Origin of the sequence: Kocuria sp. BT304, assembly GCF_003290245.1 — a bacterium.
In the GTDB taxonomy this organism is placed as follows: domain Bacteria; phylum Actinomycetota; class Actinomycetes; order Actinomycetales; family Micrococcaceae; genus Kocuria; species Kocuria rhizophila_A.
Window position 1 is genome coordinate 2,316,436 of record NZ_CP030039.1, and the last position, 25,862, is coordinate 2,342,297.

Annotated in this window: 21 protein-coding genes and 2 tRNA genes; 9 read left to right on the forward strand and 14 right to left on the reverse strand. The window is 72.2% G+C overall.

Annotated elements, in window-relative coordinates; genetic code table 11:
- Positions 1-53: 53 nt before the first annotated feature.
- Positions 54-734: a response regulator transcription factor gene (locus DNL27_RS10170; RefSeq protein ID WP_012398942.1), complete on the reverse strand. Its 681-nt coding sequence runs from the start codon at positions 732-734 to the stop codon at positions 54-56.
- Positions 731-1,924 carry a cell wall metabolism sensor histidine kinase WalK gene (locus tag DNL27_RS10175; protein ID WP_012398943.1) on the reverse strand — a complete coding sequence of 398 codons (1,194 nt, stop codon included), beginning with the start codon at positions 1,922-1,924 and terminating at the stop codon, positions 731-733. Before DNL27_RS10175 ends, DNL27_RS10170 begins: the two co-directional genes overlap by 4 nt.
- Positions 1,925-2,147: 223 nt before the next feature.
- On the opposite strand from DNL27_RS10175, the gene phoU reads away from it, so the two are divergent.
- The gene (gene phoU, locus DNL27_RS10180; protein ID WP_112235478.1) at positions 2,148-2,846 is read left to right on the forward strand and encodes a phosphate signaling complex protein PhoU; all 699 of its coding nucleotides are present in this window, start codon (positions 2,148-2,150) and stop codon (positions 2,844-2,846) included.
- A gap of 93 nt (positions 2,847-2,939) precedes the next feature.
- Here phoU and DNL27_RS10185 read toward each other — a convergent pair whose 3' ends face one another.
- The gene (locus tag DNL27_RS10185; protein ID WP_012398945.1) at positions 2,940-3,698 is read right to left on the reverse strand and encodes a phosphoglyceromutase; all 759 of its coding nucleotides are present in this window, start codon (positions 3,696-3,698) and stop codon (positions 2,940-2,942) included.
- Between the two features lie 68 nt (positions 3,699-3,766).
- Here DNL27_RS10185 and DNL27_RS10190 point away from each other — a divergent pair, with 68 nt between their 5' ends.
- Positions 3,767-4,558: a class I SAM-dependent methyltransferase gene (locus DNL27_RS10190; RefSeq protein ID WP_112235479.1), complete on the forward strand. Its 792-nt coding sequence runs from the start codon at positions 3,767-3,769 to the stop codon at positions 4,556-4,558.
- Positions 4,559-4,663: 105 nt separating this feature from the next.
- On the opposite strand, the gene DNL27_RS10195 is transcribed toward DNL27_RS10190, so the two are convergent.
- Positions 4,664-5,014, reverse strand: coding sequence for a DUF2516 family protein (locus DNL27_RS10195; protein WP_012398947.1), 351 nt, complete (start codon positions 5,012-5,014; stop codon positions 4,664-4,666).
- 9 nt (positions 5,015-5,023) lie between these two features.
- A complete protein-coding gene (locus DNL27_RS10200) occupies positions 5,024-6,154 on the reverse strand; it encodes a PLP-dependent aspartate aminotransferase family protein (RefSeq protein WP_112235480.1) in 1,131 nt (376 codons plus the stop codon).
- Between the two features lie 95 nt (positions 6,155-6,249).
- Between DNL27_RS10200 and tmk the strand changes: the two genes are divergently transcribed.
- The 4 genes from tmk (at position 6,250) to DNL27_RS10220 (ending at position 9,775) form a co-directional block, all read left to right on the forward strand.
- On the forward strand, positions 6,250-6,906 hold the full coding sequence (gene tmk / locus DNL27_RS10205) for a dTMP kinase (RefSeq protein WP_112235824.1): 657 nt from the start codon (positions 6,250-6,252) through the stop codon (positions 6,904-6,906).
- Entirely contained in the window at positions 6,903-8,030 is a 1,128-nt protein-coding gene (locus DNL27_RS10210; protein WP_058955587.1) for a DNA polymerase III subunit delta', read from the forward strand. The genes tmk and DNL27_RS10210 overlap by 4 nt, the downstream gene beginning before the upstream one ends.
- 17 nt (positions 8,031-8,047) lie before the next feature.
- Positions 8,048-9,616: an alpha/beta hydrolase gene (locus tag DNL27_RS10215; protein ID WP_112235481.1), complete on the forward strand. Its 1,569-nt coding sequence runs from the start codon at positions 8,048-8,050 to the stop codon at positions 9,614-9,616.
- Positions 9,617-9,702: 86 nt separating this feature from the next.
- Positions 9,703-9,775, forward strand: a tRNA-Thr gene (locus DNL27_RS10220).
- A 208-nt stretch (positions 9,776-9,983) separates the two neighbouring features.
- Here DNL27_RS10220 and DNL27_RS10225 read toward each other — a convergent pair.
- The 5 genes from DNL27_RS10225 to DNL27_RS10245 form a co-directional block, all read right to left on the reverse strand.
- Positions 9,984-12,551 (reverse strand): HAD-IC family P-type ATPase, encoded by a 2,568-nt coding sequence (locus DNL27_RS10225; protein ID WP_112235482.1) that lies wholly within the window; start codon positions 12,549-12,551, stop codon positions 9,984-9,986.
- A gap of 335 nt (positions 12,552-12,886) precedes the next feature.
- Positions 12,887-13,612, reverse strand: a complete 726-nt coding sequence (locus DNL27_RS12645) for a hypothetical protein (RefSeq protein WP_112235483.1) — start codon at positions 13,610-13,612, stop codon at positions 12,887-12,889.
- A 53-nt stretch (positions 13,613-13,665) separates the two neighbouring features.
- Positions 13,666-13,884 carry a YbdD/YjiX family protein gene (locus tag DNL27_RS10235; RefSeq protein WP_012398954.1) on the reverse strand — a complete coding sequence of 73 codons (219 nt, stop codon included), beginning with the start codon at positions 13,882-13,884 and terminating at the stop codon, positions 13,666-13,668.
- Positions 13,884-16,166: a carbon starvation CstA family protein gene (locus tag DNL27_RS10240; RefSeq protein ID WP_058955591.1), complete on the reverse strand. Its 2,283-nt coding sequence runs from the start codon at positions 16,164-16,166 to the stop codon at positions 13,884-13,886. Before DNL27_RS10240 ends, DNL27_RS10235 begins: the two co-directional genes overlap by 1 nt.
- A gap of 118 nt (positions 16,167-16,284) precedes the next feature.
- On the reverse strand, positions 16,285-17,268 hold the full coding sequence (locus DNL27_RS10245; protein ID WP_112235484.1) for an NAD(P)H-quinone oxidoreductase: 984 nt from the start codon (positions 17,266-17,268) through the stop codon (positions 16,285-16,287).
- 262 nt (positions 17,269-17,530) lie between these two features.
- Between DNL27_RS10245 and DNL27_RS10250 the strand changes: the two genes are divergently transcribed.
- Positions 17,531-17,621, forward strand: a tRNA-Ser gene (locus tag DNL27_RS10250).
- A gap of 67 nt (positions 17,622-17,688) precedes the next feature.
- Here DNL27_RS10250 and DNL27_RS10255 read toward each other — a convergent pair.
- The 3 genes from DNL27_RS10255 to DNL27_RS10265 all read right to left on the reverse strand — a co-directional run bounded on the left by DNL27_RS10255 (position 17,689) and on the right by DNL27_RS10265 (position 21,435).
- Complete coding sequence (locus tag DNL27_RS10255; protein ID WP_112235485.1) at positions 17,689-19,392, reverse strand: phospho-sugar mutase; 1,704 nt, start codon at positions 19,390-19,392, stop codon at positions 17,689-17,691.
- Entirely contained in the window at positions 19,392-20,048 is a 657-nt protein-coding gene (gene deoC, locus DNL27_RS10260; RefSeq protein WP_012398958.1) for a deoxyribose-phosphate aldolase, read from the reverse strand. Before deoC ends, DNL27_RS10255 begins: the two co-directional genes overlap by 1 nt.
- Before the next feature lie 91 nt (positions 20,049-20,139).
- Positions 20,140-21,435 carry a thymidine phosphorylase gene (locus tag DNL27_RS10265; RefSeq protein ID WP_012398959.1) on the reverse strand — a complete coding sequence of 432 codons (1,296 nt, stop codon included), beginning with the start codon at positions 21,433-21,435 and terminating at the stop codon, positions 20,140-20,142.
- Between the two features lie 174 nt (positions 21,436-21,609).
- Here DNL27_RS10265 and DNL27_RS10270 point away from each other — a divergent pair, with 174 nt between their 5' ends.
- Both DNL27_RS10270 and DNL27_RS10275 read left to right on the forward strand, forming a co-directional pair.
- A complete protein-coding gene (locus tag DNL27_RS10270; RefSeq protein ID WP_041297408.1) occupies positions 21,610-22,827 on the forward strand; it encodes a NupC/NupG family nucleoside CNT transporter in 1,218 nt (405 codons plus the stop codon).
- A gap of 33 nt (positions 22,828-22,860) precedes the next feature.
- A complete protein-coding gene (locus tag DNL27_RS10275) occupies positions 22,861-23,796 on the forward strand; it encodes a sugar-binding transcriptional regulator (RefSeq protein ID WP_012398961.1) in 936 nt (311 codons plus the stop codon).
- Between the two features lie 46 nt (positions 23,797-23,842).
- Here the strand turns inward: DNL27_RS10275 and DNL27_RS10280 are convergent, their stop codons facing one another.
- Positions 23,843-25,840, reverse strand: coding sequence for an FAD/NAD(P)-binding protein (locus DNL27_RS10280; protein ID WP_012398962.1), 1,998 nt, complete (start codon positions 25,838-25,840; stop codon positions 23,843-23,845).
- Between the last annotated feature and the right edge of the window lie 22 nt (positions 25,841-25,862).

A 25,862-nucleotide genomic window follows, 5' to 3' on the forward strand; every position in this document is an offset into this window, starting at 1 on the left:
AGGGACCGCACCCCACGGTGCGGTCCCTTCCTCGTGTCGTGGGCCGGTGCGGATCAGGGCTCGAACTTGTAGCCCAGCCCCCGCACCGTGACGATGTGCTGCGGGGCGGACGGATCCGGCTCCACCTTCGAGCGCAGCCGCTTGACGTGCACGTCGAGGGTCTTGGTGTCCCCCACGTAGTCCGAGCCCCACACCCGGTCGATGAGCTGCCCCCGGGTCAGCACGCGCCCGGCGTTGCGCAGCAGCATCTCCAGCAGCTCGAACTCCTTGAGCGGCATGGCCACGGCCTCGCCGTCCACGTGCACCACGTGGCGCTCCACGTCCATGCGCACGGGCCCGGCCGCCACCGTGGACGTGATGAGCTCCTCGGGCTCGGCGCGGCGCCGGAGCACCGCGCGGATGCGCGCCACGAGCTCGCGGGACGAGTACGGCTTGGTGACGTAGTCGTCCGCGCCGAGCTCGAGGCCGAGGACCTTGTCGATCTCCGCGTCCTTGGCGGTGAGCATGATGATCGGGACGTTCGAGCGCTGCCGGATCTGCTTGCACACCTCCGTGCCGGACTGGCCGGGCAGCATCAGGTCCAGCAGGACCAGGTCCGCCCCGGCGCGGTCGAACTCCGCGACGGCGCGGATCCCGTCCGCCACCACCGTGACATCGAACCCCTCCCGGCCCAGCAGGTAGGCCAGGGGGTCGCTCAGGGATTCCTCGTCCTCCACCATGAGAATCTGGGTCACGCGCGCTCCTCCACTCGCTGCTGACGGTTCCCGCCGCTGGATCGCGGCGGTTCGTGCTGGTCCTCGGGGTCCTCCATGGGCGGCAGCACCAGGGTGAACGTGGAGCCGCGCCCCGGCTGGGACCACACGGAGACCTCCCCGCCGTGCTGCGCCATCACGTGCTTGACGATGCTCAGTCCCAGCCCGGTGCCCCCGGTCTGGCGCGAGCGGGCGCTGTCGACGCGGTAGAAGCGCTCGAACACGCGGTCCTGCTCGCTCTCGGGGATCCCCGGGCCCTGGTCCGTGACGGTGATCTGCGCCATCCCGTCACGTTCGCGCAGCCCCACTCCCACCCGGGTGTGCTCCGGGGAGTAGCGCACCGCGTTGTCAATGAGGTTGCGCACGGCGGTGACCAGCATGTCCGGGTCCCCGAACACGGGCACGTCGATCCGCCCGCCCACCCGGATCTCGATGTGCTTGGTCTCCGCGGCCAGGCGGCTGCGGTCCACGGCCTCGCCCACGGTGCGGTTGAGGTCCACCGGGGTGCCCTTGGCCACCACGTCCGTGCCCTGCAGGCGCGAGAGCTCGATGATGTCCTGCACGAGCGCGCTCAGCCGCATGGACTCGCGCTGCAGGCTCGCGGCGAAGTGGCGCACGGACTCCTCGTCCCCGGCGGCGTCCTCGATGGCCTCGGAGAGCAGGCTGACCGCCCCCACGGGGGTCTTCAGCTCGTGGGACACGTTGGCCACGAAGTCGTTGCGGATGGACTGGGCACGCACGATCTCGGTCTGGTCGTCGGCGAGCAGCAGGATGTACTCGTCCGCGATGGTGACCACCCGGACGTCCAGCACGATCGAGCCGCGCTGCAGCTGCCCCCGGGTGAGCTCCAGGCGCCTCTCCTCCACCACGCCGTTGCGCCGGGTGGCCCGGACCATGTCCAGCAGCTCCTGGTGCACCACGGTGTGCCCGCGCACGATCCCGTAGGCGTAGGCCGCGGGCGAGGCGCGCACGACGCCGTCCACACCGTCCACGACCACGTAGGCGAGCCCCAGCGCGGCGAGGATCTCGGCGGTGCCCTCCGGCAGGGTGGGCTCCTGGACGTCCGCGAGAAAGTGACGACGCCGCTGGCTCACCCGCACGGCGATCAGCCCGCTGATGCCGAGCAGGAAACCGATGAACCCGGCCAGCAGGGCAATCGTCGTCTCGCTCACGGGGCCAGCTTAGACGGCCGGGGTTCGGGAGGAGCCCGTGGCCGCCGGTCCGGGAGCGCGGTTCAGCCAACGTTCACCTGGGGATGTCGGTTCGTTCATGACCGCCTGGGAATCTGGGCGGGCGTGCGCGACGTCCTCGTGCCGCTGCCCCCGGTGGCACCCGGCCCGTGCGGGACGCGTAAGCTACGGGACCAAGAATTGCCGTGAACGAAAGGACGCCCCTGTGCGTAAGGTTTTCCAGGCCGAGCTCCACCAGGTGGGCGAGGAGCTGATCCAGATCGCCACGCTCGTGCAGCAGGCACTGGCCAGCGCCCGCACCGCCTTCCTCGACGCCGACATCCAGGTGGCCGAGGAGGTCATCTCCAATGACGCCCGCATCGACTTCCTGCAGAACGACCTCGACGAGCGCTCGATCGACATCCTCGCGCTGCAGGCCCCCGTGGCCTCGGACCTGCGCATGATCGTAGGGGCGCTGCGCATGAGCGCGTCCCTCGAGCGCATGGGCGACCTCGCCCGCCACCTGGCCCAGCTGGCCCGGCTCCGCTTCCCGGAGCCCGTGCTGCCGGAGTCCATGCGCGGGCACTTCGAGCAGATGTTCGACATCGACCTCAAGCTGCTCACCCGCATGATCTCCGTGCTGGAGGACCGGGACATCAGCGAGGCGGACGAGATCTTCGCGCTGAAGTCCGAGCTCAACCTCAAGCACCAGCAGGTCTTCGAGATGCTCGCCGCCCCGGACTGGGACTCCTCGGTGCCCACCGCGGTGGACGTGACCCTGGCCTCGCGCTACCTCGAGCGCATCGGGGACCACGGCGTCTCCGTGGCCCGCAAGGTCTCCTACCTCGTCACCGGGGACTGGGCCCCCGTCTCGGACACCCACCCCACCGGGCACGGTCACATCGGCGCCGACGCCGGCGAGTGAGCCCCGCGCACACGCAGCGCACATGAGGAAGGCCCCGCCTCTCGGCGGGGCCTTCCTCATGCGCGGGGCCTTCCCGGTGTGCCGGGCAGGGCGCTACTTCTTGCCCTGCGCGGCCACGGCTTTGATGGACTCGGCCGCGGCATCCGGGTCCAGGTAGCGACCGCCCGGGGTCACGGGACGCAGGTTCTGGTCCAGCTCGTAGTACAGCGGGATGCCCGTGGGGATGTTGAGCCCGGCGATGTCCTCGTCGGAGATCCCGTCCAGGTGCTTGACCAGGGCGCGCAGCGAGTTGCCGTGCGCGGCCACCAGAACGGTCTTGCCGGCCTTGAGGTCCGGGACGATCTGCTCGTCCCAGTAGGGCATGAAGCGCTCCAGGACGTCCTTGAGGCACTCGGTGCGCGGCAGCTCGGCCACGTCCGCGTAGCGGGGGTCCCCGGCCTGGGACCACTCGGAGGAGTCGTCGAGCGCGGGCGGCGGGGTGTCGTAGGAGCGGCGCCAGGTCATGAACTGCTCCTCGCCGTACTCCTCGCGGATCTCGGCCTTGTTCTTGCCCTGCAGCGCGCCGTAGTGGCGTTCGTTGAGACGCCAGGACCGCTTGACGGGGATCCAGAGCCGGTCCGCGGCGTCGAGGGCCAGGTTGGCGGTGTTCATGGCGCGGCGCAGCAGGGACGTGTGGACCACGTCCGGCAGCAGCTGGTTCTCGGCGATCAGTTCGCCGCCGCGGGTGGCCTCCGCGCGTCCCTTGTCCGTGAGGGGAACGTCCACCCAGCCGGTGAACAGGTTCTTCTCGTTCCACTCGGACTGGCCGTGGCGCAGGAGGATGAGCTTGTGGGTCGCTGAATCGGTAGCCATGGCCCCATTGTCCCACCCCGGCCCGCGCGGGGGAATGCGTGTCGTGCCCCGGCACGTACAGTGTCCGTGTGCCCGTTCCGCAGCGCCCCGTGGGCTCCATCACCCGGGGCACCACCAACCCCAACCGGTTGCGCCGCTCGGACCGCTACCTCACCGGTGTGCTGGCTCCCGTGCTGCGCCGCGCCACGGACCCCCTGCTGGTGGACCTGGGCTTCGGCGCCGCGCCCCTGACCACGGTGGAGCTGTGGCAGCGCGTGCGCGTCGTGCGTCCGGACGCGGAGGTCGTGGGCATCGAGATCGACCCCGGGCGCGTGGCGGCCGCCGCCTCCCACGCCCGCCCTGGTCTCTCCTTCCGCCGCGGTGGCTTCGAGATCCCCACCGGGGCCCGTTCGCCGGTGCTCGTGCGCGCGTTCAACGTGCTGCGGCAGTACCCGGTCGCGGAGGTCCCCGGGGCGTGGGCCCTGGCCGGTTCGCGGCTCGCCCCGGGCGGGGTGCTCGTGGACGGCACCTGCGACGAACTCGGGCGCCTGGCCACGTGGCTCTGCTGCACGGCGGACGGGCCGCAGACCTTCACGCTCAGCATGCGCCCCGGCGCCTTCACCGTGCCCTCGGACGCTGCCGCGCGGCTGCCCAAGGCCCTGATCCACCGCAACGTCCCCGGTGAGCGCGTGCACGCGTTCCTGGCCGCCGCCGACGCCGCCTGGCTGGCCGCCGCGGCGCGGTCCCCCTTCGGCACGCGGCAGCGCTGGACCGCGATGTGCCGTGAGCTGAAGGCCACCGGGTGGCCCGTGCTGCACGGTCCCGCCCGGTGGCGGCTCGGGGAGCTCACGGTGCCGTGGGCGTGCGTGGCGCCGCGCTGAGCACGGGCGGCTCAATAATGCCGCCGCCGGGGTGGTCCACCGGACGCGTGGGCGCAGGGGCCGCCGGATCACGGGCGCCGGCTCAGCGGGCCGGGCGGCCCGGGATCACCAGCGGCCGGGGTTCCTGGACTCGCCCGAGACCGCGGGCCGGACGTCCGCGAAGTACACGCCGGCAATGGTGGCGGCGATGAGCATGAGGATCAGGGAACCGGAGCTGGGCACCCCCACCCGGACCAGCGAGAGCGTGGAGAACACGGCGCTGAACACGGTGACCACGGCCGCACCGCCCGTGAGGGCGAGCCAGAAGGACTTGGTGCGCTTCCACGCCCGCTCGAACTGGACCGGCGAGCGCCGTACGCAGTCCAGGGCGGCGAGCAGCGCGAGCACGGCCACCACCACGGTGATCGCGTAGTCCAGGTAGTTGGCCAGAGCCAGGGCCCACGGGTAAGAAGTCACGCGAGCAGTCTACCGATCCGCGAGGGCGTCCAGGCCCGGGACGAGGTCCTGCCACAGATCCGCCACGTTCTCGATCCCCACGGACAGGCGCAGCAGGTTCTCCGGCACCGTGCGGGGCTCGTCCGGGTGGCGGCGGCGCCGTTCGACGAGGGACTCCACCCCTCCGAGTGAGGTGGCGGGGGTCCACACGCGCAGGCCGGAGACGAGACGTTCGGCCGCGGCGGCGTCGTCGTGGAGCACCACCGCGAGCACCGAGCCGAAGCCTCCCGCGAACTGGGCCGCCGCTCGCTCGTGACCGGGGTCCCCGGGCAGCCCCGGGTAGCGCACCCCGGCCACCGCGGGGTGCTCGCGCATCCGCAGCGCCAGCTCCGCCGCGCTGGCCATGGAGCGCTCGACGCGCACCGCGAGGGTGCGCAGCCCCCGCAGCGCGAGCCAGCACTCGAACGGGCCGGGGACCGCGCCCTCGAGCGTGCGCTGCGCGTGCAGCCGCTGCCGCAGCTCGGCCGTGGCGCACAGCACCGCGCCCATGACCACGTCCGAGTGCCCGGAGAGGTACTTGGTGGCCGAGTGCACCACGAGGTGCGCGCCCAGCGTCAGCGGCTGCTGCAGCAGCGGGGTGGCGAACGTGTTGTCCACGCAGCTGAGCACGCCCCGCTCGCGCGCCGCGGCGAGCAGCGCGGGCAGCTCCGCGACCTCGAGCATCGGGTTGGTGGGACTCTCGATCCACAGCATGTCGGCACCGTCGAGGGCGGCGAGCACCGCGGCGGTGTCCGCGATGTCCACCGTGCGCACCGTGAGGATCCCCCGGTCCTCCCAGCGCCGCGCGAGCTGCACGGTGCCCTGGTAGCTGTGGCGCGGCACCACCAGCGTGCCGCCCACGGGGACGAGGCTGAGCACCGCGGCGATCGCGGCCATCCCGGACGCGTACGCCAGGGCGGGGCACGGAGCCTCCTCGAGCTCCGCGAGAACCTCCTCGAACGCCTCCCACGTGGGGTTGGCCGCCCGTGCGTAGGATCGGTCCTCCCCGGAGACCTCCCCCACCCCGCGGTAGGTGGACGTGAGCACCACGGGAGGGTTCACGGGGGCGTCGTGGGCGCGCTCGGGGCGGCCTGCGGCCACCGCCACGGTGTCTTTGTGCATGCCCCCACACTAGGGCCGGTGCCGCCGTGCGGGGCGCCCTGCCCAGGCCGGGCGCGCGCTCCAGGGTGTCGGGGCCGCTGGATAGAGTGGTGCGCGTGAAACAGTCAACGCGCGGGGCGCTCATCGTGTTCGAAGGCGGTGACGGCGCCGGGAAGTCCACCCAGGTCTCCGCCCTCGTGCAGGCCCTGCGCGCGGGCGGGCACACGGTCACGTGCACCCGGGAGCCCGGCGGCACGCCGCTCGCGGAGTCCGTGCGCGCGCTCGTGCTGGATCCCGCCCACGCACCGGTGGCACCGGCCACCGAGGCGCTGCTCTTCGCCTCGGCCCGCGCGGACCACGTGGCGCGGCTGATCCGCCCCGCCGTGGAACGGGGGGAGATCGTGGTGTGCGACCGCTTCGTCGACTCCTCGGTGGCCTACCAGGGTGCCGGGCGCGGGCTCGGGCTCGCGCGCGTGGCCGACCTGAACCAGTGGGCCCTGCAGGGCCTCGTCCCGGACCTCACCGTCCTGCTGGACGTGGACCAGACCACGGCCCAGGCACGACGCCGCCGGCGCGAGTCCGCCTCGGACCGCATGGAGGCCGAGGACCTGGCCTTCCACGCGACCGTCAACGCGGCCTTCCGTGAGCTCGCGGCAGCCGCACCGCAGCGCTACCTCGTGCTGGACGCCGCCGAGTCCGCGGAGCGGATCACGCGCGCCGTCGCCGCCCGTGTGGCCCCGCTGCTGCCGACACCCGCGGGAGGCACCCCGTGAGCGTGTGGGACGAGGTCGTCGGCCAGCCCCGCGTGGTCGAGCAGCTGCAGCGGGCCGCCCGGGACGAGAACCCCACCCACGCGTGGCTGTTCACCGGCCCTCCCGGATCCGGGCGCTCCACCGCCGCACGGGCGCTCGCGGCGGCCCTGCTGTGCGAGCACGGCACCGGGTGCGGGCAGTGCCACGCGTGCCGCACGGCCTTCGCGGGAACCCACGCGGACGTCACCAACTTCGTGACCGAGAACCCCCAGATCAGCATCGAGGAGGCCCGCGAGCTCGTGGTGCGCGCCCAGGACCGCCCCTCCGTGGGGTCCTGGCGGATCATGATCGTCGAGGACGCCGACCGCATGACGGAGCGCACCTCCAACGTGATGCTCAAGAGCATCGAGGAGCCCCCGCCGCACACCATCTGGCTGCTGTGCGCGCCGTCCCCCATGGACGTGCTGGTCACCATCCGCTCCCGGTGCCGGGCCGTCACCCTGAAGGTCCCCTCCCCCGAGGACGTCGCCCGCCTGCTCGTCGCCCGCCACGGGGTCACGGAGCAGCGCGCCGTGGAGTGCGCCCGGCTCGCCCAGTGCCACGTGGGCGTGGCCACGCGCCTCGCGCTCTACGACGACGCCCGCACCCGCCGTCAGGAGGTCGTCTCCCTGCCGCTGTCCATGCGCGGAGTCACCCAGGCCGTGCGCGCGGCGGACCGCCTGCACCGCCTCGCGGTGGACGAGTCCGCGGCGGACGCCGAGGCCCGCAACGACGAGGAGCGCGCGCAGCTGCTCGTGTCCATGGGCGCACCCGAGACCGGCCGGGTGCCCCCCGCCATCCGGGGTGCGCTGAACCGGCTCGAAGCCGACCAGAAGCGGCGCTCCCGCCGCATCCAGACCGACACCCTGGACCGGTTCCTGATCGACCTCACCACGTTCTACCGGGACGTGCTGAGCGTGCAGCTCGGCACCGGGATGCCGCTGATCAACCTGCACCTCGCGGAGCAGATCCAGGGCTACGCCACCAACACCGCCGCCGAGCAGACGCTGCACAGGATCGACGTGATCAGCGAGACGCGCCGGCGCATCCGCACGAACGTGAGCGCACAGCTCGCGTTCGAGGCCATGATGGTCTCCATCGTCTGAGACCCGGGAGGACCTCCGTGACACCACCCCTGCCCCGCCGTGCCCTGGCCCTGCTGGCAGCGGCCCTGCTGTGCCTCAGCGCGTGCTCGAGCGGCGGTGGGCAGGACCCCCGGGGCAGCGCGGATCCGGACGTCACCGCCGGCACGGACCCCGCACTGCAGCGCTTCTACACGCAGACCCCGCAGTGGGGCGAGTGCGGCAGCACCTCCGGTGGGCAGCCCCTGCCCAAGGGCCTGGAGTGCGCGGAGCTCACCGTGCCCGTGGACTACGCCCACCCCTCGGACGGGGACACCACCGTGGCGCTCGCCCGGCTGCCCGCGTCCGGCGGTGACGCCCGCGGCGCGCTGTTCCTGAACCCCGGTGGTCCGGGCGGGTCCGGCGTGGACATGATGGCCTCCACCGACTACTTCAGCTCCGCGAAGATCCGCAGGGACTACGACCTCGTGGGCTTCGACCCCCGCGGCGTGGACCGCTCGGACGGCATCCGCTGCCTCTCCGACCGTGAGCTGGACGAGTGGCGTGCGCAGCCGGCGTTCGACCCCTCCAAGCAGTCGCTCGACGACGTGCGCAAGAGCTCGCAACGGATCGGCCGCGCGTGCCACGAGCACTCCTCCGCGGTGGTCTCCCACATGGACACCCAGAGCGTGGCCCGGGACCTGGACGTCCTGCGGGCCTCCCTGGGCCAGACCACCACCCACTACATGGGCTTCTCCTACGGCACGGAGATCGGCGCCAGCTACGCCCACCTGTTCCCCCGCAGGACCGGCCGCATGGTGCTCGACGGCGCAGTGGACCCGGCCCTCGACGAGCGCTCCTCGTCCCTCGCCCAGGCCGAGGGGTTCGAGGACAACCTGCGCCACTTCGTGGCGGACTGCCAGGAGCACACCCGCGGCTGCGCCGTGGGCGGCGAGGACGTGGACGCCGGCGTCCGCAGGATCCAGGACATGCTGCACTCCGTGGCGCAGGGCCGCACCCGGACCTCCGACGGGCGCACCGTGACCCCCACGAACGCCCTCGAGGGGATCCTGGTGCCGCTGTACTCCACGAGCGGCTACGACCAGCTGAACTCCGCGCTGCACGAGGCCTTCGACGGCTCGTTCGACGCCCTCATGGCCTCCTCCGACGCCAACCACGGCCGGGACCCGTCCGGGAAGTACACCTCCAACGTGTCCATGGCGTTCCTGGCCGTGAGCTGCCTGGACGCCACCGACTCCGGTGTGACCGACGCCCAGATGACCCGGGCCGCACAGCAGATGACGGAGCGGGCGCCCACGTTCGGCCCCTACCTGGGCTACGGGGCGGCGGCGTGCCAGGGGTGGCCGGACAAGCCGGTGACCCCGCTGCCAGAGCTGCGCGCGGACGTGGAGACCCCGGCGGTGGTCATCGGCACCACCCACGACCCCGCCACGCCCTACCCTTGGGCGCAGTCGCTGGCCTCCCAGCTGGGCCGGGCACGGCTGCTGACCCACGAGGGCTACGGCCACACGGCCTACACCTCAGGCAGCGGCTGCATCACCCGGGCCGTGGACGACTACCTCCTGGACGGCACCCTCCCGGACGAGGGCACGGTGTGCCGCCAGAGCTGAGCCCGCGGGCCCGCCCTGATTGGTGGTGCTCAGCCGCCATCTGATACTGTTTCGGCGTGCATCTGGGGTGTCCACACCCCGGTCACGCCGCCTTAGCTCAGTCGGTAGAGCGATTCACTCGTAATGAATAGGTCGCCGGTTCGATTCCGGCAGGCGGCTCCGCGGAAGCCCCGTCACCACCAGGTGACGGGGCTTCTCCCGTGTCCGAGCCCGGCCCCCATGGGATGCAGGACCACGCGCGGCGGGCCGGGCCACTGCCCGGCGTGCCTGATCTCACCAGCCGCGGTGGGCTCCCGTCCCATCGATGCGGGGAACGCCCCGGGCCGGGGCGGCTCGCTGACGAGAGCGCGGCCGCGGGCGGGGCGTGTCAGTGCTCGTGCGAGCGCTCGTCCGCGAGGAACGCCTCCGGCTGGGTGCGGCGCAGCCAGCCGGTGTGCACCCGGAAGTTGATCTCCACCAGCACGGAGCCCACGGCGGCGATGGCCACGGCCGCCCAGAACAGGGACGCGTGCGGCAGCTGGAACTGGTGGTACGCCAGCGACAGCGGCACCCCGAGCACGAGCACCAGACCCGCGTACATCGTTAGCACCAGGGCCAGCCGCACGGCCGTGAGGGGGCGGGAGCCCACGCACAGCACCCACAGCCCCACCAGCACGAGCACGATGAAGCTCGCCGTCTGGAACGCCCGTGTGCTCTCGGCGGGGTCCAGGGTGCGCTCGTAGAAGTTCAGCCCCACCACGCACAGCGTCACGATGGCCGCACTCGGCAGCGCGAAGTGCAGCGCCCGGCGCAGGTACCCGGAGACGTAGCGGCGGGTGTTGGGCAGCATGGTCAGGATGAAGGACGGGATGCCGATCATCAGGGCGTCCGCCGTGGAGTACTGGCGCGGCAGGAACGGGAACGTCCAGGCCAGCAGGCCGAGCGCGAGCCCCATCATGACCGCGAAACCGGTCTTGGTGAGGAACAGGTTGGTGACCCGTTCGATGTTCGCGATGATCTTCCGGCCCTCGGCGAGCACGGACGGCAGCCGGGAGAACTGGCCGTCCAGCAGCACCATGCGGGACACGGCCTTGGTCGCGGGAGCGGCGTTGCCCATCGCGATGCCGAGGTCCGCGTGCTTGAGCGCCAGGGCGTCGTTGATGCCGTCACCGGTCATGGCCACCACGCGGCCGCTGTCCTGCAGCCCGAGCACCATGTTCTTCTTCTGGTGGGGCGAGACCCGGCCGAAGACGCTGTGCTCGAGTGCCGCACGGTGCAGCTCATCCCCGTCCTCCGGCAGGGCGCTCGCGTCCACCGCCCCGTGGGAGACGTCCATGCCCGCCATTCCGGCGGCAGCCGCGACCGTGGCCGGGTTGTCCCCGGAGAACACCTTCAGGTCGATGCCCTGGTCCTGGAAGTACTGCAGGGTGCGGCGGGCGTCGGAGCGCACCTGCTCGCTGAAGGTCAGCAGCAGCTGCGGTTCGAGGTCCTCGGGCAGCGTCTGCGCCGCGCGCGGCTTCTCCCCGGGGCCGGTGTCCGCCATGACCAGGTGGGGTGCGTGGGAGAGCACCATGGTGCGCATGCCCGCGGCCGCGAGGTCCTGGGCGTGGCCCCGGGCCGCGGCCCGCTCCTCCCCCGCGAGCAGCACTTCCGGGGCCCCCAGGATCCAGGCACCGGTGTCGGGGAACTCCACGCCGGAGAACCGGTTGGCGGAGGAGAAGCCCAGCACGGCAACGGGCTGGGCCGGGTTCGGGTGCTCGAAACCCTCGGCGAGCGCCGCGGCCGTGGGGTTGGCGTGCGGGTCCGCCCCGAACCACGCGAGCGCCGCGGCGGCCTCCGGGGAGGGCTCCAGGACGTCCTCCCGGGCGTCCGCCTCCGCTGCCGTGCCGACGACGCCGCCCGGCCCGGCGGCGTCGTCCCGCGCCGGGGGCATCAGGCTGCGGGCGGCGTCGAACGAGACGCCGCCCTCCGTGAGGGTGCCGGTCTTGTCGAAGCACACCGTGTCCACGCGGGCGAGCACCTCCACGGCGGGCTGCTCCTGGATCAGCACCTCGTCCCGGGCGAGCTTGACCGCCGCCACGGCGAAGCTGATGGTGGTCATCAGCGCGAGTCCCTGCGGGATCATCGAGGCCACAGAGGACACCGCGGCCACGAGGGCGTCCTGCCAGGACCCGGAGTCGAGGGCCCGGTGCCAGCCGCCGGCTGCCTGCATCTGACCGTTGAGCACCACCGCGATGATGGGGACCAGGGCGATGGTCAGCCACCGCACCACGCGGGCGAGGGAGGCCCGCAGCTCCGAGTTGATGGGCGCGAACTGCCGCGCCTCGTTGGCGAGCTTCGAGGCGTGGGACTTCTCCCCCACCGCGGTGACGCGCACCGCGCCCGAGCCGCTGGTGACGCTCGACGCGGAGAACATGCGGTCCCCGGGGTGCTTGAGAACGGCGTCGCTCTCACCGGTGAGCAGGGACTCGTCGAGGTCGAGTCCGTCCGCGGAGAGCACCACGGCGTCCGCGGGCACCTGGTCCCCGCGGCTGAGCAGCAGGACGTCGTCCAGCACGATCTCCTCGAGGGGGATCTTCACGCTGCGCCCGTCGCGCAGCACGGTGGCCGGGTCCCGGCGCAGCAGGGCGATCTTGTCCAGCTGCCGCTTGGCGGAGTACTCCTGCACGAAGCCGATGACCACGTTGCTCAGCGCCGCGAGGCAGAACAGCAGGTCCAGCCACCGGCCCAGCGCGATGATCACCGCCGCGCACAGTCCCAGCACCAGGTTGAACAGCGTGAACACGTGGGTGCGGATGATGGCCCACACGCTGCGCGACGTGGTGGACGACGCCGCATTGGTGAGTCCGAGCTCCACGCGCTCGGCGACGGCCTGCGAGCTCAGCCCCTCCCTCACCAGCATGCCGTCGTCGGCCCTCTGCGGCCTGGGCGCGGCGTTCTGGGTGCGTTGGGGCATCGCTCTCCTCGCAGCTGTCGGTGGTGCCCCCAGTCTAGGAGGGCCCCCGGCCGATGGCGCGCCTTGGAGCGGTCAGCGCGAGTCCCGACGTCGCGCGGCTCCGGGAACGGGTTCCCGGTGGCCCTCGCGCGCTCCCCCGAAGGTCTCAAGATGGCAACGATTGCCCCCGGGTCTTCCTCGGCACAACGCCGTTTTATAACATCGTCGGCAGGTTGTCGCGGCCCAGGCCGCCGCGACGTCCGTCACAGGGGACACAACGGTGCCCCGGACGGGTTTTCCACCGGCCACGGCGGCCGGGGAGCGGGAGACCTGTCCGGGCATCGTCCCTGTCCGGCTCAGCGCGCTGCCGGGCCCTGCGGGTGGTCCGCCATCAGCGCCTCGGCCGCCACCACGTAGTCCTCGACCACCGCGCAGCGGCGCCGGATCGAGTCGAGGGAGGGGTTCGTACTCCGCCCGGAAGCCGGGCTCTCACCCGGCGCGGCGGGTTCCGCGGTCGGGCGGGCCGTCTCGGCCGCCCCGCCCCGCTCGGCCGCCCCGCCCCGTTCAGCGCCGGGCACTGTCGGGGCAGGTTCCGGGGAGACCGGCCCTGCATCCGACCCCAGGGGCGAGCCCGCGGCCGGTTCCGCGCCCGCGGGAGCCGCGCGGGCGGCGTCATGCCGGGGACACGACGCCGCTGCCGCGCGGGGGACGCCCTGCGCGGCAAAGCGCGCCATCGTCAGGGCCTCGGCGGTCTGGGCCATCGAGTTGCCGGCCCGCGAGAGCTGCCGGTGGACGTCCGAGAGGTAGCCGGACGTGGAATGGGGGATGTCCTGCGTCTGGGAGGGCGCGCGGGTGTGGGCCTCGGTGCACACGGCCCGGACCCGCGGCAGCAGCTCAGCCAGCTCGTTGGCCACGGGCACGGCCGCGGCGCGCAGCTCGGGGTCGCGCACCGACTCGAGGATCTGGTGGTAGCGGTCCAGGCCGCGCTTGAAACGGTCGTGGGCGCGGCGCCACACGCCCTCGCCCAGCTCCCGCTCGTCCCGGCGCGAGGCCCTGTAGTCACCGAAGAAACCCACCGTCATCCCTCTTCCGCATCCGCGTCCCGCACCCTCGGGCAGCGGTTCATGCTACCGCCTCAGCAGCACCGGCCCTCGGGGTGGGCGTCCTGCCAGTCCTGCCAGTCGCGCCAGAACTCGCGTTCCGTCATGGGCGGCTGGTCGCTGCCGCTCGCGCGGTGATACTGCAGGTAGCGCTCGTACCGGTCCGCGCCCAGCACCCCGTTGCCGAAGCGCACCGCCGCCCGGCACCAGCCCGCCGCCCGCGCGAGTAGCGGGGCCGGGCTCGTGCCGGGCATCAGTGGCCCCCGCCCGTGGGGGTGCGCTGCTCGAGGGGCAGCGCCTGCCACTGCTTCTCGAGGGCCTTCTCGGAGGGGGTGGCCACCAGGCCCGACGGCGCGTAGAACCGGGACTCCACGAACGGGTCCTCGTTCCCGCCGCGGCCGCGTCCCCGCACCGCCCGGACCGTCTCCAGGGTGGCCATGACCACCACGACGATGGTGAGCACCACGAACAGGATGGACAGGGTGCCCTGCACGAACGTGTTGCGCACCACCGCCTCCATGGCCTCCACGGACTTGGCGGTGCCGAAACTCGTCCTGCCCTGGGCGAGGGCGTCCTTGAACGCCACGTGGTTGGCCCAGTAGCCCACCTTGGGATCCGGGGAGAAGATCTTGAACCACGAGCCGGTCACGGTGACCACCACGTCGAACACGAGCGGAACCAGGATGATCCACAGGTACCGGAAGCGCCCCTGGTTGGCGGCGATGGCGAGGCACACGGCCAGGGCGATCGCCGCGAGCAGCTGGTTGGCGATGCCGAACAGCGGGAAGAACGTGTTGATCCCGCCCAGCGGATCCGTGACTCCCAGGATGAGGATCGAGCCCCAGCCCGCCACCATGATCGCGGTGGTGAGCCACGCCCCGGCCCGCCAGTTCACGTCCCGGAACTTGGGGAAGAAGTTGCCCAGGGTGTCCGTGAGCATGAACCGGGCCACGCGGGTGCCCGCGTCCACCGCGGTGAGGATGAACAGCGCCTCGAACATGATGGCGAAGTGGTACCAGAAGCTCATCATGGAGGCCCCGCCGAACCACTGCTGCATGATGTGAGACAGCCCCACGGCCAGGGTGGGGGCGCCGCCGGTGCGGGAGACGATGGTCTCCTCCCCCACGGCGTCCGCGGTGCCCTGCAGCAGCTCGGGGGTCACGTGCACGCCCGAGAGTCCGAGCGAGTTCACGAACGCGGCGGCGCCCTCCACGGTGCCCATGGTGGCCGCCGGGGAGGCGTTCATGGCGAAGTAGATCCCGCGGTCGATCGACACGGCCGCGACGAGCGCCATGATGGCCACGAAGGACTCCATGAGCATGCCGCCGTAGCCGATGAAACGCGCCTGGCGCTCCTTCTCGATCATCTTGGGAGTGGTGCCCGAGGCGATCAGCGCGTGGAACCCGGACAGCGCCCCGCACGCGATGGTCACGAACAGGAACGGGAACAGGGACCCGGTGAAGGCCGGCCCGTCCGTGCGGCTCGCGAACTCGCTGACCGCGGGAACGGTGATCTCGGGGCGCACCACCACGATCGCGGCGGCGAGCAGCACAATGGTGCCCACCTTCATGAACGTGGAGAGGTAGTCGCGCGGGGACAGCAGCAGCCACACCGGCAGCACGGCTGCCACGAAGCCGTAGCCGATCACGCACCACGCGAGCGTGACGCGGTCCAGTGTGAACAGCTGCGCGCCGAGCTCGGTGTCCGCGACCCAGCCGCCGCCCACGATCGCCGCCATGAGCAGCACGAAGCCGATCACGGAGACCTCCATGACCTTCCCCGGGCGCAGGTAGCGCAGGTAGACGCCCATGAACAGGGCGATGGGGATGGTCATGCCCACCGAGAACACGCCCCACGGGGACTCGCCCAGGGCGTTGACGACCACCAGCGCGAGGATCGCCACGATGATCACCATGATGGACAGCGTGGCGATGATCGCGGCGTAGCCGCCCACCACCCCGAGCTCCTCTCGAGCCATCTGACCCAGCGAGCGGCCACCGCGGCGCATCGAGAAGAACAGCACGAGGTAGTCCTGCACCGCCCCGGCGAGGATCACGCCCACGATGATCCAGATGGTCCCGGGCAGGTACCCCATCTGGGCGGCCAGGACGGGACCCACGAGCGGACCCGCCCCGGCGATGGCCGCGAAGTGGTGGCCGTAGAGCACGCGCCGGTCCGTGGGCAGGAAGTCCTTGCCGTTGGCGTGGTACTCCGCCGGGGTGGCCCGCCGGTCGTCCGGACGGGTCAGCTTCATCTCGATGAACTTGGAGTAGAAGCGGTACGCGATGAAGTAGCTGCACACGGCGGCGAACACGAACCAGATGGCGTTGATGGACTCGCCGCGTGCGAATGCGATCATGGCCCAGGCGATCCCGCCCAGCAGGGCCACGGCCACCCACAGGGCGATCCGCAGCGGGGTCCACCGGGTCTGCTCGCGGTCGAGCATCTCGGGATCCACGTGGTTGGGCGGGAGGTCGCTCGGACCTCCTCCGGCGGGGCGGGGTGCCCCCGCGGGCTGACGGTGTGTGGTGCTCATGGGGAAGGCTCCGAAGGTCGTGCCGACACGCTGGGTGCCGCGTGTGATTGCCCGCACGATTGTATGCGAGCCGCGCCACGTGCCCACCCCGGTGACCCCGCCCGGCGCCGCGGGCGCATCACATGCTCAGCAGCACCTTGCCCACGTGCGAGCCGCTGTCGAAGTACTCGTGGGCCTCGCGGACCTGCTCCAGCGGGAACGTGCGGGACACCAGCGGGCGCACCCGACCCGCGGCCACGAGGGGCCAGACGTGCTCGCGCACCGCCGCCATGATGGCCGCCTTCTCCGCGGCGGGGCGCGCCCGGAGGGTCGTGCCGATCACCGCCGCGCGCTTCTGAAGCAGCCGCCCCACGTGCAGCTCGCCCGTGGCACCGCCCTGCATGCCGATGATCACGATGCGCCCGTTCGTGGCCACCGCCCGGAGGTTGGGGTCCAGGTACTTCGCGCCCACCACGTCCAGGATCACGTCCGCGCCGCGGCCGTCGGTGAGCTCCTCGACCCGGGCCACGAAGTCCTCGTCCCGGTAGCGGATGGGCGTGGCACCCAGCTCCTCGACCACCCGGGCCTTCTCCTCGCTGCCCACGGTGGCCAGCACGGTCATGCCGAGGGCACGGGCCACCTGGATCGCGTGGGTGCCGATCCCGCCGGCGCCCCCGTGCACGAGCAGCGTCTCGCCCTCGCGTGCCGCGGCGGCCATGAACACGTTGGAGAACACGGTGGCCGCCACCTCGGGCAGTCCCGCGGCCGCCACCGGGTCCACACCCTCGGGCAGCGGGAGCACCTGCGGCCACGGGGCGAGCACCCGCTCGGCGTAGCCGCCCGAGTCCACGAGGGCCACCACGGGATCACCCACGCTCAGTCCGGCGTCGGCCGGGACGTCCTCCCCCAGCTCCAGCACCGTGCCGGAGACCTCCAGCCCGAACACGTCCGTGGCGTCCGGGGGCACGGGGTAGTGGCCCTGGCGCTGCAGGACGTCGGCGCGGTTGAGCCCCGCGGCGGCCACCTCGATCAGCACTCCACCGGCCGTGAGCTCCGGCTCGGGCACCTCGCTCACCGTGAGGACCTCGGGTCCGCCGGATTCCAGGTCGCGCACTGCACGCATGGGACTTCCTTCCACTCGTCGTCTCGTCCCGTCCATCCTCACGCCGCACGGGCCGGGAGCACCAGCGCACGACGCCGCTGTTCCCCCTCCGCGCAACGGCGGCACCCGGGTGCCGACGACGGCGCGTGACGTGGGCGCGGCACCCCGGTGGGCGGCGTCGTCCCCCGGACCGGGCCCGTGCTGCGGCATTGGCCCGGCGGGCGCGGGCCGTGGAATAATGGCGACTCGTCCGTCGCGGGCGCGAGGCCCGCGACGGACGGAGGGAAGGTTGTCCGAGCGGCCTAAGGAGCTGGTCTTGAAAACCAGTGTGCGGTAACCCCGTACCAAGGGTTCAAATCCCTTACCTTCCGCCAACCACGAAGCCCCTGCCCCCTGGAGTTCCAAGGGGCAGGGGCTTCCTCCGTGTCCGGGGACCGCGGGTCAGAGACCCACGACCTCCCGCAGCTGCGTGCTGATCTGCTGCAGCCGCTGGGCGGCGTCCTCGCGCGGCACGGGATCGCCGTCGAGCACCGGCAGCACGACCTCCAGGTAGCACTTGAGCTTGGGCTCGGTGCCGGAGGGGCGCACGATCACGCGGTCGTCGGCCTCGGTGCGCATGAGGATGCCCTCGGTGGGCAGCATCTCGGGCCCACCCTTGGCCAGGTCCACGAACTCGGCGATCGGGGACCCCGCGAGCTCCGTGGGCGGGTTCTCCCGCAGCCGCTGCATGCCGCGGGTGATCAGGGAGAGGTCCGCCACGCGGAACGTGAGGGGCGCGGTGGCGTAGAGCCCGTGCATGTGGGCCAGCCGGTCCAGCTCCTGCTGCACGGTGGAGCCGCGCTGCTTGAGCCCGGCCACCAGCGAGGCCACGCGCACCGCGGTGGACACGCCGTCCTTGTCGCGGACGGCGGTGGGATCGGTGCAGTAGCCGATCGCCTCCTCGTAGCCGAAGCGCAGCCCCGGGGTGCGGGCGATCCACTTGAACCCGGTGAGGGTCTGGCGGAAGGAGAGCCCGTGGCGCTCGGCGATCCGTCCGAGCAGCCGGCCCGAGACGATCGAGCACGCCAGGGTGCCCCCGGACCGGTCCGGGTCGGAGGCCGCGTCCTCACCGAGCAGCGCCCCGAGCTCGTCACCGCTGAGGCGGCGCCAGTCCTGGGCGGGATCGCCCGTGCCCGCTCCCGTGGGGATGGCCACGGCGCAGCGGTCCGCGTCCGGGTCCATGGCAATGGCCACGTCGCAGTTCTCGCGAGCGGCGAGTGCCATGAGCAGGTCCATGGCTCCCGGCTCCTCCGGGTTGGGGAACGCTACCGTGGGGAAGTCCGGGTCCGGCTCCGCCTGCTCGGCGACCACCGAGACGTTGCGGAACCCGGCGGCGTCGAGCACGCGCAGGGCGGTGCCGAGCCCCACGCCGTGCATGGGGGTCAGGGCGATGGAGATGTCCTGGGAGGTCTCGGAACCGGCCCGCAGCGAGGAGGCGCGCTGCACGTAGTGCTCGAGCACGGCGTCGTCGGCGGTGCTCACGGCCTCGGGGTCCCGGGGGACCTCGTCCGCGAAGGGCGTGGCCGCGATGCGCTCGGCGATCCGGGCGTCGTCCGGCGGGACGATCTGCACGCCCTTCTCGTCGTCGGTGTCCACGGCGCGGCCGCCGAGGTAGACCTTGTAGCCGTTGTCGGCGGGCGGGTTGTGGGAGGCCGTGACCATCACGCCGGCGTCCGCGCCGAGCTCGCGCACCGCGAACGCCACGAGGGGCGTGGGCAGCTGGGCGGGCAGGCGCACGGCGCGGCACCCGGCCGCGGCGAAGACCGCTGCGGCGTCGGCGGCGAAGTCCTCGGAGCCGTGGCGGGCGTCGCAGCCCACCACCACGAGGGGCTCCGGGCCCACGCGGTCCAGCAGGAACGAGGCCAGCCCGGCACTCGCACGGATCACCACGGCACGGTTCATGCGGGACTCCCCCGCACCGACCGCGGCGCGCAGCCCGGCCGTGCCGAAGACCAGCGGGCCCTGGAACCGGGACTCGAGGTCCGCGAGCGCATTCTCGTCCCCGCCCCGGGCCTGCTCCAGCAGGCTGTGGAGCTCGGCGCGCGTGGCGTCGTCGGGATCGTGGTCCAGCCACTGCTGGACGCGGTCGACAAGCTGGATGTTCATCAGGAATCCAGTCCTTCCAGTACCGAACGTGTGCCGGAGAGCCCCAGGCGGGTTGCTCCGGCCTCGACCATGGCGAGCGCGGCCTCCGTGGTGCGGATGCCGCCCGAGGCCTTCACCCCGAGGCGATCGCCGACGGTCTGCGCCATGAGGCGCACGGCCTCCACACTCGCGCCACCGGCGGGGTGGAAGCCCGTGGAGGTCTTCACGAAGTCCGCTCCGGCGACCTCCGCCGCCTGGCACGCGGCGACAATCTGCTCGTCGCTCAGCGCGGCGGACTCGATGATGACCTTCAGGACGGTGGGCTCGGGGCACGCGGCACGAACGGCCTCGATGTCCTCGCGCACACCGTCCCAGTCCCCGTCCATCGCGAGGCCGAGGTTGATGACCATGTCCACCTCGTCCGCGCCCTGGGCCACGGAGTCCGCGGCCTCCACTGCCTTGACCTCGGAGGGGTGCGCCCCGGACGGGAAGCCGCACACGGTGGCGAGCTTCACGCCCTCGGGCAGCTCCACGTCCAGGCGGGACGGCGAGACGCAGATGGAGTAGGTGCCCAGTTCCCCGGCCTCGCGGGCCAGCTCCGCCACCTGCTCCGCGGTGGACTCGGGCTTGAGCAGGGTGTGGTCGACCATGGCGGCGAGCTCTGCGCGGGTGATCATGTGGTTCTCCTTGGTGGTTCGTGGGGCTGCCGCACGGTGGGCGGCAGCGGTCGTGGGGTACGCCGTACGCACGGCGGGGCGGGGAGCGCGCTCAGGCGATCCGGTCGATCACCACGTCCTCGCGGGCGCCGGTGCCCTCCGCGGCGTCGGGATCGATGGTGGCGCCCCCGGACAGGGACTCCAGGGCGCGCTCGAAGCGCTCGGGGGTGTCCGTGTGCAGGGTGAACAGCTTCTGCCCCCTGGTGACGCGCTCACCGGGCACCGCGTGGATCTCCACACCGGCGCCGGCCTGCACGGGATCGCCCTGCCGGGCACGGCCGGCACCGAGGCGCCACGACGCCACACCCACGGACATCGCGTCCATCTCGGTGAGCACGCCGTCCGTCTCGGCCAGCACGTCCTGCGTGTGCTTCGCCTCCGGCAGCGGGGCCTCAGGGTCACCGCCCTGCGCGGCCACCATGGCCTTCCAGGCGTCCATGGCGCGCCCGTCCTGCAGCGCGGCCTCGACGTCCGCATCCTTCACACCGGCCGCGGCGAGCATCTCCCGCGCGAGCGCCACGGTCAGGCGCACGACGTCGCTCGGCCCGCCCCCGGCGAGCACCTCCACCGACTCGCGCACCTCCAGGGCGTTGCCCACGGTGCGCCCGAGCGGGCGGGACATGTCCGTGAGCAGCGCGACGGTGTCCACCCCGTGGTCCTTGCCGAGGTCCACCATGGTGCGCGCGAGCTCCCGGGCGTCCTGCTCGGACTTCATGAACGCGCCCGGGCCGGTCTTGACGTCCAGCACCAGGGCGCCGGTGCCCTCGGCGATCTTCTTGGACATGATGGAGGACGCGATCAGCGGGATGCACTCGACCGTGGAGGTGGTGTCACGCAGCGCGTAGAGCTTCTTGTCCGCCGGTGCCAGGCCGCTGCCCGCGGCGCAGATCACCGCACCCACGGTGTCCAGGATCTCCATCATGCGCTCGTTGGAAAGGTCCGCGCGCCACCCCGGGATGGCCTCCATCTTGTCCAGGGTGCCGCCCGTGTGGCCCAGGCCGCGGCCCGAGAGCTGCGGCACGGCCACCCCGAAGCTCGCGACCAGCGGGGCGAGCGGGAGGGTGATCTTGTCCCCCACGCCACCCGTGGAGTGCTTGTCCGCGGTGGGCCGGGAGAGGGCCTTGAAGTTCATGCGCTCGCCGGAGTCGATCATGGCCTGCGTCCAGCGGGAGATCTCGGTACGGTCCATCCCGTTGAGGAAGATGGCCATGGCCAGGGCGGACATCTGCTCGTCCGCCACCACGCCGCGCGTGTAGGCGTCGATCACCCAGTCGATGGCCTCGGGGGACAGGGTCCCGCGGTCCCTCTTCATGCGGATGACGTCAACGGCGTCGAACGCTTCGACCATCGTGTTCACTCCCTCGTTCAGATGCGGCGCCGTGCTGGTGCGGGTGCGCGCCCGCGACACGACTCACCGTCAATCCTATGCGCGGTTTCGGAAAATCTGGCAACTATAGTTTTGACAAATGTTCGCACCGCGGCAGAGCCGCCGCGGTGCCGTGAATCGAAAGCTGGGGTCACCGTGGACCGTTTCCAGGGCCTGATCGGGATCTTCCTGATCCTGGGCATCATCGTTCTCCTCTCCCGTCAGCGCAGCGCCATCAAGTGGCGCACCCTCGCCGTGGGGCTGGCCCTGCAGGTGGGCGTGGCGCTGCTGATCCTCAAGTGGGGCCCGGGCTTCGAGGCCCTGAAGTGGTTCTCCGACCTGGTGCAGGGCCTCATCGGCTTCACCAACGAGGGCACCACGTTCGTCTTCGGCCCGCTCATGGACGAGAAGAACGGCTTCGTCTTCGCGCTCAACGTGCTGCCGGTGATCATCTTCCTGGGCGCGCTCATCAGCGCGCTGTACTACCTGAGGATCATCCAGGTGTTCGTGCACGTGCTGGGCACCGTGCTGAACAAGATCATGGGCACGTCCAAGATCGAGTCCGTGTTCGCCTCCACCGTGATCTTCCTGGGCCAGAGCGAGGCGCCCCTGATGATCAAGCCGTACCTGAGCAAGCTCACGCGCTCCGAGCTGTTCGCGTGCATGACCGGCGGTTTCGCCGCCGCCGCGGGCTCCACCCTGGTGGGCTACTCCCTGCTGGGCGCCCCGCTGCCCTACCTGCTCGCGGCATCGGTCATGAACGCCCCCGGCTCCCTGCTGGTGGCCAAGGCCCTGATGCCGGAGACCGAGAAGTCCGTGGCGTCCGTGAACGCCCTCAAAGTGCGGGACACCGAGTCCAAGAACCTCATCGACGCGATCGGCACGGGTGCCCTCAACGGTGGGCGGATCGCCGTGATCGTGGGCTGCCTGCTGATCGCGTTCATCGCCCTGATCGCCCTGGTCTCCTCCGTGCTCGGGTGGGCCGGCTCGCTGTTCGGCTTCGAGGGGTGGTCCCTGGAGGGTCTGTTCGGCATCATCTTCGCGCCGCTCGCGTGGGCCATCGGCGTGCCGTGGCAGGACGCCGCGCAGGTGGGCAACTTCATCGGCCAGAAGACCATCCTCAACGAGTTCGTGGGCTACACCTCGTTCGGTCCCGCGATCCCCAGCATGGATCCCCAGTCCGTGCTGATCACCACGTTCGCCCTGGCCGGCTTCGCCAACCTCTCCTCGATCGCCATCCAGATCGGCTCCATCGGCGGGCTCGCCCCGGACCGTCGCGGGGACGTGGCCAAGATGGGCCTGTTCGCGCTGTTCGGCGGCTTCCTCACCAACATGCTCAACGCCGCGCTCGTCGGCGTGATCATGGGCCTCTAGCGTGGCCTCGCGCGTGACGAGAGGGTGCGCCGCATGCGGCTGAGCGCCCGGGACGCGCAGTCCCTGGAGGTGGCCCGGCTGTACTACCAGCGCGGCCTCGCGCAGGCGGACGTGGCCCGGCAGCTGTCGATCTCCCGCCCCACGGTCTCCAAGCTGCTGCAGCACGCGAAGGACCGCGGCTTCGTGAGCATCGAGATCCGCGATCCGCGTGCTGTCTCCTCGGACGTGGGGCGGGAGCTGTGCCTGCGCTTCGGGCTCACCCAGGCGCGCGTGGTGGCCGCCGCGGACACCGACGACGAGCTGCTGCACGAGCTCGGCGGCATGGGCGCCCAGGTGCTCGAGGAGAACGTGGCGGACGGGGACCTCGTGGGCATCACGTGGGGGCGCACGATGCGCGCCGTGGCGCAGGCCCTCACCCCGCAGCCGCGCAGCGGGGTGCACATGGTGCAGCTCAAGGGTGGTAGCGGCCTCACCTCACCCCTGGCGGGCCACCACGAGACGGTGCGGCTGCTGTGCGCCGCGTTCGGCGCCTACCCGCACACCCTGCCCCTGCCCGTGCTCTTCGACAGCCCCGAGGTCAAGCGCGTGGTGGAGCAGGACCGCCACATCAGGTACGTGCTGGACCTGGGCCGCAGCGCACGGACCGCCCTGTTCACGGTGGGCTCGGTGGCCGAGGACTCCCCCGTGCTCGTGCGGGACTATCTCACGGCCCGCGAGCGCGAGGCCGTGGCCCGCAGCGCGGTGGGCGACCTGTGCTCCCACTTCATCGACGCCCACGGCGCCCCGGCCGTGCCCGCCCTGGACGAGCGCACCGTGTCCCTGCCTCTGGACGAGCTGCGGCAGAAGGAGATCCGGATCTGCGTGGCCGGCGGCACCGCCAAGGTGCCAGTGCTGCGCGCGGCCCTGCAGGCCGGCTACGTCTCCCACCTGGTCACGGACGAGCGCACCGCACGCGCCGTGCTGGGCTGAGCACCCGGGCCCAGGACGACGCCGCCCGCGCCCCCGGGTGCCCGGCTCACGGCTGCGCGCCGGCGAGGACGTCCTGCGCGATCTGGTCCGCGTCCGCGATCGTGCGCGCCCCGAGGTGCGCCGGGGACTCCGCCTCGGCCGCGATGGCCACCCCCCACTGCACCGAGGACAGCTGCAGGCCGATCACGTAGATCCCCTGCTCCGCGTGGTCCTTGGCACCCACGGCGCGGTAGACGAAGGCCCGCGAGGCGGCGTCATCGTCCCTGGCGCCGCGCGCCCGCTGCGCGCTGACGTCCAGACCGGTGCTGGTCTCCGGGCTCGCGCCGTCGTGGGTCTCCATGAGCTTGGCGCGCACCAGGCCGCGCTCGTGCATGTGGCTGAGCAGCGGGGAGATGTTGCGGTGGACGTCGTTGGTGGGAGACATGGCCTCGATGAGCCACCGCGAGCGCCACGGGGCGTCCTCCACCCACGGGGACGCCGCCACGAAGCAGCCCTCCGAGCGGTCCACCACGAAGCGGGGCTCCGGGCCCAGGAAGCGGACCACGCCCGCGCGGGTGAGTGCCGCGAGCTGCTGGATCCGCAGCACGGGCGGGCCGGAAGCGAGGCCCTCCACGAGGGGTTCGAACTGGCGGCGCAGCTCGTGCACCCAGGAGGAGTCGGAGATCCCGATCTCGGCGAGCACGCACTTGAGCACGGTGCGCGCGGCGTTGAGGGAGGCGATCGCCATCTTGACGGGATCGTCCTCGCCGCGCAGCGAGCCGCGCACGTCCCGGTCCAGGTAGTGCACGACCGCGGCGGCGTACTCGTCGTGGCTGGCGAAGCTCACGTCCTCGAACGGGCGGGCCAGTCGGGCCTGCTGCAGCTGGCGGCCCGGGACCACGCTGTCCGAGATCAGGGCGTCGCTGCGGTGGGCCCAGTTGGGCTCGGCGGTGTCCCGCAGGATCGCGTCGAGGCGCCGCAGGAACCGGGAGGGGTCGTCCTGGAAGGCCTCCGGCGTGGTGCGCGCGAGCACCGAGTAGTAGTTCCAGATCACGTCCTTGCGGATCAGCGGCCACAGCTGCCGCTCGAAGGACAGCGTCCCGGGCGATGCGGCGGCCAGCTCCTGGACGGCCTCCAGAGTGAAGAAGCGGGTCTCCAGGGACTCGGCGTAGTACCCGCGCAGCACGGGCTTGGCCCGGTAGGGGGTGCCGCGCCGGGACCCCGCCACGATCTTCGGCTCCCGCCCCGAGGGCCGGTACACGAGCCGCCCGGTGTTCTCCGGATCCTCCTCGAACGTGCCGCCGCGGCCCTCGGTGAGCCGGGCCAGGGCGTCGCAGAAGTTCAGGCCCATCCCGCGCACCAGCACGGTCTCCCCGCTCGGCAGCTCGGACCAGGAGGCGTCCGCCGGCACCGTGGGCGGCCAGTACGTGAGCCCGTACTCGGCCGCGCCGTCCACGAGGTCCTTCTGGGAGGGACGCAGGTGGGCGTCCAGGTGCCCGAGCGCGAGCACCACCGCGTCCGCGGGCAGCACCAGACCGCCCGCGAGCTCCACCCCGTAGCGGTGCCGGCCGTCCGCGCGCACCCACGCGTCCACGGCCTCGCCCCGGTGGATCTCCAGGTGCACCGTGTCCGGGAGGTTCTCCCGCAGCGTGGCGAACACCCACTCCAGGTAGCGCCCGTAGACCGCGCGCGGCGGGTAGCCCTGCGGCGTCAGCTCGGCCAGGGCGTGCAGCTGCTGCTGCGTCAGCGCGGTCACCGGGGTGATCTCCCCGGCGACGACGCCGCGGCGCCACCGCTCGAAGCTCATGCCCCGCAGCGGGGCCACCGCGGGCACCTGCAGCGCGTCCGGGGCCGCGAGGACCGTGGGGAACAGGGAGGGGGTGTTCATGAGGAACACGTCCGACTGGTCGGTGCGCCACACGTGGCCCGGGCCCGGGGGGAAGGGGTCCACGAGGTCGATGTGCACGCGCGCCCCCGTGTGCGCGGACCTGGCCACGAGCCGCTCCACGACCGACAGACCCCGGGGACCCGCCCCCACCACCACCACGCGCTGCTGAATCACCATGCCTGCCAGGATATCCAGCGCC

Excerpts from the sequence above, each read along its gene's own strand:
- DNL27_RS10185 (WP_012398945.1), bottom strand. The coding sequence starts at position 3,698 with ATGGCTACCGATTCAGCGACCCACAAGCTCATCCTCCTGCGCCACGGC.
- DNL27_RS10200 (WP_112235480.1), bottom strand. The coding sequence starts at position 6,154 with ATGCACAAAGACACCGTGGCGGTGGCCGCAGGCCGCCCCGAGCGCGCC.
- DNL27_RS10225 (WP_112235482.1), bottom strand. The coding sequence starts at position 12,551 with ATGCCCCAACGCACCCAGAACGCCGCGCCCAGGCCGCAGAGGGCCGAC.
- DNL27_RS12645 (WP_112235483.1), bottom strand. The coding sequence starts at position 13,612 with ATGACGGTGGGTTTCTTCGGTGACTACAGGGCCTCGCGCCGGGACGAG.
- DNL27_RS10235 (WP_012398954.1), bottom strand. The coding sequence starts at position 13,884 with ATGCCCGGCACGAGCCCGGCCCCGCTACTCGCGCGGGCGGCGGGCTGG.
- DNL27_RS10240 (WP_058955591.1), bottom strand. The coding sequence starts at position 16,166 with ATGAGCACCACACACCGTCAGCCCGCGGGGGCACCCCGCCCCGCCGGA.
- DNL27_RS10245 (WP_112235484.1), bottom strand. The coding sequence starts at position 17,268 with ATGCGTGCAGTGCGCGACCTGGAATCCGGCGGACCCGAGGTCCTCACG.
- DNL27_RS10255 (WP_112235485.1), bottom strand. The coding sequence starts at position 19,392 with ATGAACATCCAGCTTGTCGACCGCGTCCAGCAGTGGCTGGACCACGAT.
- deoC (WP_012398958.1), bottom strand. The coding sequence starts at position 20,048 with ATGATCACCCGCGCAGAGCTCGCCGCCATGGTCGACCACACCCTGCTC.
- DNL27_RS10265 (WP_012398959.1), bottom strand. The coding sequence starts at position 21,435 with ATGGTCGAAGCGTTCGACGCCGTTGACGTCATCCGCATGAAGAGGGAC.
- DNL27_RS10275 (WP_012398961.1), top strand. The coding sequence starts at position 22,861 with ATGCGGCTGAGCGCCCGGGACGCGCAGTCCCTGGAGGTGGCCCGGCTG.
- DNL27_RS10280 (WP_012398962.1), bottom strand. The coding sequence starts at position 25,840 with ATGGTGATTCAGCAGCGCGTGGTGGTGGTGGGGGCGGGTCCCCGGGGT.